11 protein-coding genes are annotated in these 11,874 nt (G+C 57.3%); 9 read left to right on the top strand and 2 right to left on the bottom strand.

Going from position 1 to position 11,874, the window contains the following annotated elements; genetic code table 11:
* Positions 1 to 14: 14 nt before the first annotated feature.
* From OGM67_02295 to OGM67_02310, 4 genes are all read left to right on the top strand, one after another.
* Positions 15 to 1,844 carry a peptidoglycan DD-metalloendopeptidase family protein gene (locus OGM67_02295; protein ID UYJ35185.1) on the top strand — a complete coding sequence of 610 codons (1,830 nt, stop codon included), beginning with the start codon at positions 15 to 17 and terminating at the stop codon, positions 1,842 to 1,844.
* 179 nt (positions 1,845 to 2,023) lie between these two features.
* Positions 2,024 to 3,307, top strand: coding sequence for a UDP-N-acetylglucosamine 1-carboxyvinyltransferase (locus tag OGM67_02300; GenBank protein UYJ35186.1), 1,284 nt, complete (start codon positions 2,024 to 2,026; stop codon positions 3,305 to 3,307).
* A gap of 59 nt (positions 3,308 to 3,366) precedes the next feature.
* Positions 3,367 to 4,155, top strand: coding sequence for an MBL fold metallo-hydrolase (locus tag OGM67_02305; protein UYJ35187.1), 789 nt, complete (start codon positions 3,367 to 3,369; stop codon positions 4,153 to 4,155).
* A 10-nt stretch (positions 4,156 to 4,165) separates the two neighbouring features.
* Positions 4,166 to 4,651: a 23S rRNA (pseudouridine(1915)-N(3))-methyltransferase RlmH gene (locus OGM67_02310; GenBank protein ID UYJ35188.1), complete on the top strand. Its 486-nt coding sequence runs from the start codon at positions 4,166 to 4,168 to the stop codon at positions 4,649 to 4,651.
* Between the two features lie 63 nt (positions 4,652 to 4,714).
* Here the strand turns inward: OGM67_02310 and OGM67_02315 are convergent, their stop codons facing one another.
* Positions 4,715 to 6,238, bottom strand: coding sequence for a 4Fe-4S dicluster domain-containing protein (locus OGM67_02315; GenBank protein ID UYJ35189.1), 1,524 nt, complete (start codon positions 6,236 to 6,238; stop codon positions 4,715 to 4,717).
* A 244-nt stretch (positions 6,239 to 6,482) separates the two neighbouring features.
* The gene (gene mtaB / locus OGM67_02320; GenBank protein ID UYJ35190.1) at positions 6,483 to 7,781 is read right to left on the bottom strand and encodes a tRNA (N(6)-L-threonylcarbamoyladenosine(37)-C(2))-methylthiotransferase MtaB; all 1,299 of its coding nucleotides are present in this window, start codon (positions 7,779 to 7,781) and stop codon (positions 6,483 to 6,485) included.
* Positions 7,782 to 7,918: 137 nt separating this feature from the next.
* Here mtaB and OGM67_02325 point away from each other — a divergent pair, with 137 nt between their 5' ends.
* The 5 genes from OGM67_02325 (at position 7,919) to rpmF (ending at position 11,861) form a co-directional block, all read left to right on the top strand.
* Positions 7,919 to 9,094, top strand: coding sequence for a D-alanyl-D-alanine carboxypeptidase (locus OGM67_02325; GenBank protein ID UYJ35191.1), 1,176 nt, complete (start codon positions 7,919 to 7,921; stop codon positions 9,092 to 9,094).
* A 110-nt stretch (positions 9,095 to 9,204) separates the two neighbouring features.
* Entirely contained in the window at positions 9,205 to 10,539 is a 1,335-nt protein-coding gene (locus OGM67_02330) for a glucose-6-phosphate isomerase (GenBank protein UYJ35192.1), read from the top strand.
* 47 nt (positions 10,540 to 10,586) lie between these two features.
* Positions 10,587 to 10,991, top strand: a complete 405-nt coding sequence (locus tag OGM67_02335) for a type IV pilus twitching motility protein PilT (protein UYJ35193.1) — start codon at positions 10,587 to 10,589, stop codon at positions 10,989 to 10,991.
* Between the two features lie 159 nt (positions 10,992 to 11,150).
* Positions 11,151 to 11,651, top strand: coding sequence for a YceD family protein (locus OGM67_02340; protein ID UYJ35194.1), 501 nt, complete (start codon positions 11,151 to 11,153; stop codon positions 11,649 to 11,651).
* Positions 11,652 to 11,675: 24 nt separating this feature from the next.
* On the top strand, positions 11,676 to 11,861 hold the full coding sequence (gene rpmF, locus OGM67_02345) for a 50S ribosomal protein L32 (protein ID UYJ35195.1): 186 nt from the start codon (positions 11,676 to 11,678) through the stop codon (positions 11,859 to 11,861).
* Positions 11,862 to 11,874 lie beyond the last annotated feature (13 nt).

Below are 11,874 nucleotides of genomic sequence, written 5' to 3' on the forward strand. Positions count from 1 at the left end.
GGAGCTTCCGTATTTTGAATCCCACGCAAACTGAAAAAGAAAACCGCATCGAGACGGCGGATAAGCCGGCCGAGCGTTTTGCGCATACCAATCAGGAGAAAAAGCGCAGTGAAAACCGCCGCAAAGCCTCCCAATATATGAAGGATCTCAACCGCCGGAATGCGATCGGCGACATGCTGTACATGGTCGGCTTCTGGGTCGAGTATGTCGGTGTGTGTGTCCGCCGTAAGGTCAGCACTGTGGTACGCGGCATCGCGGATACCGTTCTGAATCTGCTTCTGATCGTATTGCGCCCGATCCTGATCGGCCTGATCACCCTGATCGAAGATCTGGCCGGCCCCTTTGTTCGCATCGCATCGGGCATCCGCCATATACATGAGCTGCCTGCGCAGTTGGAGGACAGCGGTGCCGGGGAGGTACGCGCAGCCAAGGCACGCTATCTGGCCAGCGGTATCCGTAAGTATTCGGTCCTTCTGTGGAACGCTATTACCTACATACTGCCCGCTGTGGCAGCGGCTGCGCTTGTGGTCGTTGTGCGCGGCGGTCTGGGCCTGCATTTTGTGCTGAATGTTCAAGTGGACGGCGAGCATGTCGGTGCTGTGGAGAGCGAGCAGGTGTTTGAAAACGCCCGCGAAGATGTGCAGTCCCGTATCAATACGGCCAAGCGTATGCTGCAGGCCGCCGGCTCCGATGCGGCGGATACAAACTGGGATGTTTACCCGACCTATACGCTGGCCATCGGCGGTCAGACGATGACTGAGAGCGAGATCGCAAACGCCATCCTGCGCACCGCCAGCGATGAGATCATCAACGGCACGGCCGTCTATGTTGACGATCAGCTGCTCTATGTCACGACCGAGGGTGACCATCTGCGCACCTATCTTGAGAATGTAAAGGCACCGTTTGAGGATTCGATGGACAGCAATGTCTACACCGCCTTTGCGCACAACATCCGCCTTGTGGACGGCGTTTATCTGCAGAAATCCATCAGCTCTTATGCCGATGTTATCAGCGCCCTGACGGAGGGCGGCGGTATCCACACCTACACGGCCGTGGAGGGGGATACGGTGCAGAGCGTTGTCTATACGACCGGTGTTTCCTTTGACTCTCTGGCGCAGATGAACCCGGAGCTGCTGACGCTGGATCAGGAAATTCCGGAGGGTACTGTTCTGCTGACCGGTGCCTCCTCGGCCGAGCTGATCAAGGTCAAGGTCGTGCGCCGCGATACCGAGACGGTTCCGATCCCCTATGACACCCAGAATTCTGAGTCTGACCAGTACGATTTCGGCAAGGTCGTGACGCTGCAGGAGGGTGTTGACGGCTCGGAGGAGATTACCTATGAGACCACGATGATCGACGGGACCGTGACGGACCGTCAGGCTGTGGCCTACAATGTGCTGCAGGCCGCCACGCCGAAAATTACCGTGACCGGCACGAAGCTGAAGAGCGGCATGGTTGCCAAGATCGGCTCCGGCTCCTTCATCTGGCCGGTGCCGGGCTACAAGTATGTCAGCCGCTGGGCAAGCCTTCCGGGCGGACACCGCGGCGCGGACATCTGCGCTGCCTACCACACGCCGATCATCGCCTCCGACTCCGGCACGGTCATTGCAGCGGGCTGGCATTACTCCTACGGCAACTACGTCGAGATCGACCACGGCAACGGCTACAAAACGCTGTACGGCCATATGTCCGAGATCGCGGTCACGCAGGGGCAGGCTGTCACGCAGGGTCAGACCATCGGCTATGTCGGCTCTACCGGCAACTCCACCGGTAACCACTGCCACTTTGAGATGCTCCGTAACGGTGTTTTGTTCAGTGCTTACACCCTGTTCCCGGGTATGTGATTCTGTAAAAAGCTTTCACCGCCGGGCCTGCAACTTGTACGATTTTACAAATTTATTGCAAATATATAGAACAGGACTTTTCAACCATCGCAAAATGTTGTATAATCTAGGAAAGTGTGTACTATAGGTTTGCCCTGCAATGAGGGTCGGACAGACCGCCGCACAAAGGAGAGCTACACTTGGAGAAATATGTTATTCGCGGAGGGAAGCCGCTGGTTGGCGATGTCAACATTGGCGGCGCAAAGAACGCCGCGGTTGCAATACTGCCCGCCACGATTTTGGCAGGCGGAAAATGCCTGATTGAAAATCTGCCCTGCATCAGCGATGTGATGGCATCCCTGCAGATTTTAAGCGAGCTGGGTGCCAATATCCGCATGGTCAGCCGCAGTACCTATGAGATCGATACGACCCATCTGGAATGTACCGAGGTATCGAACGAGCTGTCCCGCCAGATGCGCGCCAGCTACTATTTTCTGGGCGCGCTGCTCGGGCGCTTCGGCTCCGGTCAGGTTGCCATGCCGGGCGGCTGCAATCTTGGCCCGCGCCCCATTGACCAGCATCTCAAGGCCTTTACCGCCTTCGGGGCAGAGGATTCCGTTGAGTACGGCCAGATTCATGTCAAGGCTGAGCATCTGACAGGCGCACATGTCTTTTTCGACACGGTTTCTGTTGGCGCCACGATGAATGCCATGCTGGCTGCCGTGCTGGCCGAGGGCACGACTGTCCTTGAAAATGTTGCGCGTGAGCCGCATATCGTAGATCTTGCCAACTTCCTGAACATGATGGGTGCTGATGTACACGGCGCCGGTACCGATGTCATTAAGGTCCACGGCGTCAAACAGATGCATGGCTGCAACTATTCCATCATTCCTGACCAGATCGAGGCAGGCAGCTATATGGTGGCCGCCGCCATCACAAAGGGTGACATCATGCTGCACAATGTCATCCCCAAGCACATGGAGCCTATTACGGCCAAACTGCGGGCTGCAGGCTGTGAGATCGAAGAATTTGACGATGCATTGCGCATCACCCGCAGCGGAGAGCTGAAGCCGCTCAAGCTCAAGACGATGCCGCATCCCGGTTTCCCAACGGATATGCAGCCTCTTATGACGGCGCTGCTGACGCTGGCAAAGGGTACCTCCATCGTGACGGAGGGCATCTGGGAGAACCGCTTCCGCTATGTGGATGAACTGGTCCACATGGGGGCTAACATTCAGGTGGACGGTCAGGTGGCCGTCATTGAGGGCGTGCGTGAGCTGCACCCCGCGCCGCTGCGCGCAACCGATTTGCGGGCCGGTGCTGCCATGGTTATGGCCGCCCTTGCCGCCAACGGTGTCAGCGAGGTCGACGAAACGATTCACATCGAGCGCGGCTACGAGAACATCGTAGAGAAGCTGCAGGCACTGGGGGCGGACATCCGCCGCGTCGAGATTCCGGCCAACGCTGTGAGCCGGGCAATGTAAAAGCACTTTGGGCCGCTTTCTGGCGGCCCAATTTTTATGGAAAGCGTTAGGAAGAATAAATGGCATATTTCACCACCCTGTATTCAGGCTCCTCCGGAAACTGCGGGCTTGTCCGCTGCGGTCAGCAATATCTGCTTATTGATATGGGCAAAAGCTGCCGCACGACCCTTACAGCCTTGAAATCCCTCGGTCTGGCGGTCAGTGACTGTGTGGGCATCCTGATCACCCATGAGCATTCTGACCATGTTTCCGGACTCGATACCTTTCTGAAAAAGCACCCTATCCCGCTGTACGGCTGCGCCGACACGCTGGACACGCTTGCCTCACGCGGTACAATCCCGCCGGCAGTGGACGCCGTTCCCGTGGACGGCCAGACGCTGGAAATCGGTGATTTCACGGTGACAAGCTTTCCCACCAGCCATGATGTGCCCTGCTGCGGCTATCGCATCCGCACGGCGGACGGTCATGTCATGGCACTGGCAACAGACCTCGGCTATTTGACACCGGTGGTGCAGGACAAGCTGATGGGCTGTGACCTTGTGGCGCTTGAGGCAAACTATGATGCCTTCAGCCTGCACGGCGGGCCGTACCCCTATTATCTGAAGGTGCGCATCGCCAGTGACCGCGGCCACCTTGACAACAAGGCCTGCGCAGCGGAAATTCTGGATCTCATTCAGGACGGCTGTAAGAAATTCGCACTGTGCCACCTGAGCCAGACGAATAATTCGCCTGAGCTGGTGATGACCACCGTGTACAATGTGCTGCTTGCGGCGGGCATACAGCCGGGACGGGATGTGCTGATCCAGACGCAGTCCCGCAACGAGGTAAGCCCGTACATCGAGTTTTAAGGGGGCTACCATGCAAAATATTGATTTGATCTGTATCGGCAAGATGAACGCCGCCTACTTTGCGGCCGGTGTGGCCGAGTACCAGAAACGATTGGGCGGCTTCTGCAACTTCCGCATCGTGGAGTTGCCGGAGGTACAGATCGCGGACAAAAATGCCAGCGATAAGCAGATAGCCAAAGCCCTGCAGAAGGAGGGCGAGGCCATCCTTGCATCGGTGCGCAAGGGCGTGTATCTTGTCGCGCTCTGTGTGGAGGGCAAACAGGTGTCGAGTGAGGATCTGGCTGCTATGATCGCCGACCGTGCCATGAGCGGTGCAGGGGATATGGCCTTTGTCATCGGCTCCTCCCACGGGCTGGACGACAGTGTTAAGCGCGCGGCGCAGGCACGCATCAGTCTGGGGCGCATCACGCTGCCTCACCAGCTTGCCCGCCTTGTCTTGACGGAACAGCTCTACCGCGCCTGCACGATCAATGCGGGAATGAAATACCATAAATAATTTTTTGTAAAACAAAACGCCCTGTGGAGCGAATCACTCCACAGGGCGTTTGCTATTTATAAATTAGTAGTGCAGCAGGTTGAGAGAATCCTGATACGGGGTCTCGGTGGCAACCTTCATGCTGGCTTCGTTCTTGTACTTGTTCAGCATGGCAACGCTCTTGGCGGGGTCAGCCAGCGTACCGGCACCGGCAATGCAGCCGCCGGGGCAGGCCATACCCTCCAGTAGGTAACCGTTGTACTTGCCGGCCTTGGCCATCATCATCATCTTTTTGCAGTCGGCCAGACCCTGTGCGCTCATGACCTTGACCTCGCGGTCGGGATCCATCTTTTTGATGGCGTTCACAACGGCCTGCGCAACGCCGCCGGAGGCAGCAAAGCCGCGGGCATCGGCACTGGCATTGTTGAAGGCGTCTGCCGGGTTGTCAGGCAGGGAGGCAAAGTCAACGGACTTGGCCTCAAACAGGCCCATCAGTTCCTCAAAGGTCAGAACGAAGTCGACCTCACTGCGGACGGAGCGGCGGCTGGCCTCCAGCTTCTTGGCGGCGCAGGGGCCGACGAAGCAGATGCGGGCGTTGGGCTTTTCCTTCTTGATGAGGCGGGCGGTCAGCACCATGGGGGTCATGGCCATGCTGATGCACTCGGCCTGCTCGGGGAAGAGCTTCTTGGCCATAACGCTCCAGGCCGGGCAGCAGGACGTACCCATGAACGGGATCTTGCCGGGGACCTCTTCCATAAAGTCCTTGGCCTCGTCGATGGTGCAAAGGTCAGCACCGATGGCAACCTCGTCCACATCGGCAAAGCCCAGCTGACGCATGGCTTCCTTCAGCTTGGAGGGGGTCATGCCGGGGAACTGGTTGATGAAAGCGGGGGCAACGATAGCAACAACCTCATCGCCGCGCTTGATGGACTGGATCAGCTGGAAGATCTGGCCCTTGTCAACGATGGCGCCGAACGGGCAGTTGACAAGACACATGCCGCAGGAAACGCACTTATCGTAGTCAATCTCGGCACGGCCGTGTGCATCGGAGTGGATGGCACCCATGCCGCAGGCCGCAGCGCAGGGACGCTCGGTCTTAACAATGGCGCTGTAAGGGCAGCTGTTGACGCAGCGGCCGCACTTGACGCAGAGGCTCTGGTCGATGTGGCTCTTGCCGTTGCGGAAGCTGATGGCATGCTTCGGGCAGACCTCCTGACAGGGGTGAGCAAGGCAGCCCTGACACATGGCCGTGACCTTGATGATCTTCTCCGGGCAGGCGTTGCAGGCGAACTTGATAACATTGATCAGCGGCGGCTCGTAGTACTTGTCGGCGATGACGCTGTGCTCCAAGCCCTCGCTGGCAGGGACGCTCTCGTCCAGCGGGCGCAGGGACATGCCCATGGCCAGACGGACGCGCTCAGAGATGATAGCTCTCTCCAGAAAGATGCTGCTGCGCAGGGACTTTTCCTCACCGGGAATAATTTTGAAGGGCAGCTCACGCATCAGCTTCTCGTAATCGGAAAGCTCGTTGACCTCATAGGCCATGCGGGCAACCTCAGTGAACACCTTACGACGGATATCCGTTACGGGTGTATAAATGCCTCTCATTGTTTTTGCTCCTTTTTAATTGCTCCGTTTGCTACAAAAGTGACTTGTCGGCGGGCAAACCCGCTCCTGTTAAAATTTTACCAAAAAACCGTATTTATTGCAAGAGGGCAGGCAACAAAAAAGCAGGAAAATCCCTGCAAAATCCAGAAATTTTCCTGCGCGTGGGTAGATTTCTTTTTGCTGCATGGCGGCATACTGAATTTGCAGGGGTCTATGCGAGCATCATCTCCTACAGCTACATGGTTTACACAATCGCTGCACGGCAGCGCTTGCCGTCCCATTCGCCGAGTGTTACCTCTACAATATCGCCGGTCTTGCAGCCCGGCGCGTTGACCAGCACGGGCAGATACTGCCGCGTATAGCCGGTGAACATCGTGGCGGACAGTGGGGTCTCCAGCAGCACACTGGCGGTGCGGCCCTGTACGGCACGCACCTCAGCGGCACGCACCTCCTCCACGGCGGCAGTCATGCGGCGGCTGCGGGCCTCCTTCTCATGCTCGGGCAGCTGGTCCGGAAAATCGTAGGCTGCCGTACCCTCGCGGCGGGAGTAGGGGAACACATGCACCTTCAAAAAACGCATGCCCGTCACAAAGGCCATGCTGGCTTCAAAATCCTCCTCGGTCTCGCCGGGGAATCCTACGATGACATCGGTGGTAAAGCTGACATTTTCCGCGCCGAAGGCTTCACGCAGCTTATCAGCAATCTCGGCATACTGCGCGGTAGTGTAGGGGCGCCGCATCGCGCGCAGCGTCTTATCACAGCCGCTCTGCAGGCTCAGGTGGAACTGCGGGCAGAGCTTTTTCACCGCAGCCATCCGGCGAATATCCTCATCGTGCAGCATATCGGGGTCCAGACTGCCCAGACGGATACGCTCAATACCGGGCACGGCGGCCGCCTTCTCAATCAACTCTGCAAGGCTTGTGCCGCTGTCGGTGCCGTAGCTGGGCAGGCTGATGGCCGTCAGCACGACCTCCTTGTAGCCGGCATCCGCCAAGCGGCGCAGCTCGTCCAGTATGCTGGCCTCGTCACGGCTGCGCACCGGCCCGCGGGCGCGGGGGATCACGCAGTAGGCACAGCGGCGGTTGCAGCCGTCCTCCACCTTGACAAAGGCGCGGGTGTGCTCGGCAAATTTGTCCATCGGCAGTTCCTCGAACCGCTCTCCCTTTTCGTGCGGGCGGATGTCCACCACACGCTCGGTCTCGCCGTCCAGCACCTTCTGTACATCGGCCAGAATGGCGCGGCGGTTGCCGGAGCCGGTCACGACATCGGCCTCGGCAATTTCGGCGGCCTCCTCGGGGAAGGCCTGCGGGTAGCACCCGGTCAGCACCGTCACGGCACCGGGATTCTCGCGCTTGGCGCGGCGCAGCCACTTGCGGCTTTTCTGATCGCCGAAGTTTGTCACAGTGCAGCTGTTGACGATATAGACATCGGCGCTTTCCTCATTGGAGACAACGGTGTAGCCGTTCTCCTCAAACAGCTGCGCCAGCGCGCCGGTCTCGTTCTGGTTTACCTTGCAGCCCAAGGTGTAAAAAGTTACCCGCATGGTTTGTGATTCCTTTACTTTCAATAGAGTGTACAGATACAATTTATTATAATGGAATCTGAAGCAAAGCGCAATACTAATTCGGAACATGACCGCATAGCTTTATACAAAGCGATTTGCGCCGGAGGTGTGCTGCGATGAAAAACCGTGCTGTGACTCTGCTGCTCTGCCTGATGCTGGCAGCGCTTTCGATTCTGCGCGCCTTTCCGGCCTCGGCGGAAGGCGTCACCCCGGCAACGGCGGCTGATTTTGACCTGCCCTGTGCGGCGGCTATCCTGATCGATGAGGACTCCGGCACCGTATTATATGAAAAGAACGCCGATGACCGCCGCCCCATTGCCTCTATCACCAAGGTCATGACGCTGCTGCTGACCTTTGAAGCATTGGAGGCGGGCAGGGTGCGGCTTGACGATGCTGTCCCTGTCAGTGAACACGCCTACCATATGGGCGGCAGCCAGATCTGGCTGGAGCCGGGGGAACAGATGACGCTGAAGGAGATGCTCAAGGCGATCTGCATTTCAAGCGCCAACGATGCCGCCGTGGCGGTGGCTGAATATATCGGCGGCAGTGAGACTGCTTTTGCTGAGCAGATGAATGCCCGCGCCGCAGAGCTTGGCATGACAAACACCCACTTTGTCAACGCCTGCGGCCTTGATGCAGAGGGGCATCTGTCCAGCGCCCGTGATGTAGCTCTGATGAGCCGTGAAATACTGCTTCACCATAGCGAGGTACGGGATTACTGCTCCGTCTGGATTGACACCCTGCGCGGCGGCGCTACGCAGCTTGTCAACACAAATAAACTGCTGAAAAGCTATACCGGCATCACCGGTCTGAAAACCGGCACGACCGGCAAGGCGGGCGTCTGCATCTCGGCCAGTGCCGAGCGGGACGGCCTGCGGCTGATTGCGGTAGTGCTGGGTGCAGCCTCCGGCAAGGAGCGGTTTCAGGCAGCCACTACGCTGCTGGACTATGGGTTTTCACACTTTGAAAGCGCCGAGGCAGAGCTGCCTGCCGATGCGCCCCAGACCCTCCCGATCAAGCGCGGCGTTACGGACGCGGTGGCACTGACCTACGCAGCACCGGGGCGCTACCTGATGCCGAAGGGGGAGGGCGGCACGCTGCAGGCGGTTGTGGAGCTGCCCGAAAGTCTGACGGCACCCATAGCGGCGGGGCAGACGGTGGGGCGCGTGACGATACGAAACGGCGGCGCTGAGCTGCAGTCCTACCCCATCACAGCGGCGCAGGACGCTGAAGCGTTAAGTTTCGGCTACTGCCTGCGCAGACTGGCCGAAAGCCTCATCCTGCAAAACTGATTTTGTGCAAATTTCATGAAAAAGTCGAAAAAAGCCCCCGGTTTTTGCTTGACAATACCGACAGAAAACGGTATGATTGGGATATAAAAATAACAAAGGAGGAGTTCAAGATGGCTGTTACTTTTAACGGTAAGCATCTTACAAAATTCATCCGTCCTGAAGAATATGAGGCAATCTATCCGCAGGTCGAGTTGGCCCATAAGCAGCTGGAAACCAAAACCGGTGCCGGCAATGACTTCTTGGGTTGGCTTGACCTGCCTGTTGCTTATGACAAGGAGGAGTTTGCCCGCATCAAGGAGGCCGCGCAGAAGATTCGTTCTGACTCCGATGTGCTGTTGGTCGCCGGCATCGGCGGCTCCTATCTGGGCGCCCGCGCCGTGGTCGAGGCCGTCAAGGGCCTGTACCACAATGAGGTTGATGACGGCCTGAAGATCTACTTCTGCGGCAATACCATCAGCCCGACCGCGCTCAATGACATCATCAAGCTGACGAAGGGCAAGCGTTTCTCCATCAATGTCATCTCCAAGTCCGGTACCACCACCGAGACTGCCCTCGCTTTCCGTGTGCTGCGCAAGCTTTTGGAGGATTCCGTTGGCGTCGAGGAGGCCAACAAGCGTATCTACGCTACCACTGACCGCGCCAAAGGCACGCTGAAGCAGCTGGCCACCGAGCAGGGCTGGCCGACCTTTGTGGTTCCCGATGATGTCGGCGGCCGTTATTCCGTCCTGACCGCCGTGGGCCTTCTGCCTATCGCCTGCGCCGGCATTGACATTGATGCGCTGATGCAAGGTGCTGCCGATGGCCGCGAGAAGTTCGGCAAGCTGAGCATGGATAACGATGCCTATCGCTACGCCATGACCCGCAATATCCTGTACCGCAAGGGCCGCAGCGTGGAAACGCTGGCCTGCTTTGAGCCTGACTTTACCATGATGAACGAGTGGTACAAGCAGCTCTTCGGCGAGAGCGAGGGCAAGGATCAGAAGGGCCTGATGCCCACCTCCTGCATCTTCTCCACCGATCTGCACTCGATGGGCCAGTTCCTGCAGGACGGCGCCCGCGTCATGTTTGAAACTTATGTGGATGTGAAGAACACCCGCGAGGACTTCTACATTGAGGAGCTGGAGGGCAACTTTGACGGCCTGAACTTCCTCGCAAATCAGAATATGAGCGTTGTCAACCGCAAGGCGATGGAGGGCACGATCCTTGCCCATACCGATGGCGGTGTGCCGCTGGGCCTGATCGAGGTAGACAGCCTTTCCGCCCACGATGTCGGCGAGCTGATCTACTTCTTCTGGAAGGCCTGCGCAGTCTCCGGCTATCTGCTGAGCGTCAACCCGTTTGACCAGCCCGGCGTTGAGAGCTACAAAAAGAATATGTTCGCCCTGCTGGGCAAGCCCGGCTATGAGGACCGTAAGGCAGAGCTGGAAGCAGCCCTGAAAGACTAAGGAACTACGCGTTATACGCGCTGACGAATATAAGGAGGTAACCCCCTATGCTGAAACTGATTGTTGGAACCAAAGGCTCCGGTAAGACCAAGACCATGATCGACATGATCGACAAGGCCGTCAAGACCACCTCCGGCAACATTGTTGTCATTGAAAAGTGCATGAAGCTCACCACCGAGATCAACCACTCCGCCCGTCTGGTAGACGTTGACGAGTATGGCGTTGCCGGTGCTGATATGCTGTATGGCTTTGTGGCAGGCGTGCTGGCAGGCAACTACGATATTACCGAGCTGTTCATCGACGGCATCCTGCGCATCATCGACCACGATATGGACGCTGCTGTCAAGGTTCTGAACGCAATCGACAAGATCACCTCCAACATCGAGGTCGTTGTCACGGTTTCCGCTGACGCAGCCGATCTGCCGGAGGAGCTGAAGAAGTTCGTTATCTGAACGGTCTGAACCACTGGATTTGAGATTTCAGGGCGGGGAAGTGCTTCCCGCCCTGATTTTGTGCAGAAAATCTTAAAAAATATCAAGTTTTTGTGTTTTATGTGTTGACAAGACCCCTCAGCTTGTGTATACTATTTAAGCAACCTTTTGAGGTGTACTATGCAATTTGATCTTCGTTCATTTCTGGAAAGCGGCCGAAAGCCCTATGCGGCGCATTATGAGGCTGACTTTTCACAGGCGGATTTCGGGGGATACCGTGTAAACGCCCCGGCCATATGTGACTTTACGGCGACGCTCACCGAGGAAGGCGCAGCGTTGCTGTTGCATGTAAAGGCACATGTTGATGCCGAGTGTGCGCGTTGCCTTGAGCCGTTGAGCCGTGATTACGATTTTGAGCGCGAGTATTTTGTGCGGGATCGTGATCTGGATGACCCTGATTTTGAACTGCCGTGCAATGAAAAGGATTGTCTCGACCTTGAGGAGCTGGCTTATCAGGAGCTGATCTTTGAGGTTCCCGCAGTGCTGCTGTGCAGTGCTGATTGTCAAGGTCTATGCCCCATCTGCGGCAAGAAGAAGGCGGCAGGGTGTTCCTGCCAGCCGGCAGACGATGCTGCCCCTGCAGATGCAAGGCTTAGCATATTAAAACAACTATTAAGTTGAATTTCACCAAGGAGGTGTCCGATTATGGCTATCGTACCCAAGAGAAAGCATTCTCAAGCCCGCCGCGATAAACGTCGCTCTAATGTCTGGAAACTGGAGGCGCCTACGCTGGTGAAGTGCCCGCAGTGTGGCGAACTGAAGGTTCCCCATAAGGTTTGCGGCAAGTGTGGCTACTACAAAGGCCAGGAAGTCATCAAGAAAGAGGCGTAAGTCTCTTGCGTGG

It is taken from the genome of Oscillospiraceae bacterium, assembly GCA_025757985.1.
GTDB lineage: Bacteria > Bacillota > Clostridia > Oscillospirales > Ruminococcaceae > Gemmiger.

What these genes read in the sequence shown, in the direction of transcription:
- rpmF (UYJ35195.1), top strand. Translation starts at nt 11,676, where the DNA reads ATGGCTATCGTACCCAAGAGAAAGCATTCTCAAGCCCGCCGCGATAAA.
- OGM67_02325 (UYJ35191.1), top strand. Translation starts at nt 7,919, where the DNA reads ATGAAAAACCGTGCTGTGACTCTGCTGCTCTGCCTGATGCTGGCAGCG.
- OGM67_02305 (UYJ35187.1), top strand. Translation starts at nt 3,367, where the DNA reads ATGGCATATTTCACCACCCTGTATTCAGGCTCCTCCGGAAACTGCGGG.
- OGM67_02330 (UYJ35192.1), top strand. Translation starts at nt 9,205, where the DNA reads ATGGCTGTTACTTTTAACGGTAAGCATCTTACAAAATTCATCCGTCCT.
- OGM67_02310 (UYJ35188.1), top strand. Translation starts at nt 4,166, where the DNA reads ATGCAAAATATTGATTTGATCTGTATCGGCAAGATGAACGCCGCCTAC.
- OGM67_02340 (UYJ35194.1), top strand. Translation starts at nt 11,151, where the DNA reads ATGCAATTTGATCTTCGTTCATTTCTGGAAAGCGGCCGAAAGCCCTAT.
- OGM67_02315 (UYJ35189.1), bottom strand. Translation starts at nt 6,238, where the DNA reads ATGAGAGGCATTTATACACCCGTAACGGATATCCGTCGTAAGGTGTTC.
- OGM67_02335 (UYJ35193.1), top strand. Translation starts at nt 10,587, where the DNA reads ATGCTGAAACTGATTGTTGGAACCAAAGGCTCCGGTAAGACCAAGACC.
- mtaB (UYJ35190.1), bottom strand. Translation starts at nt 7,781, where the DNA reads ATGCGGGTAACTTTTTACACCTTGGGCTGCAAGGTAAACCAGAACGAG.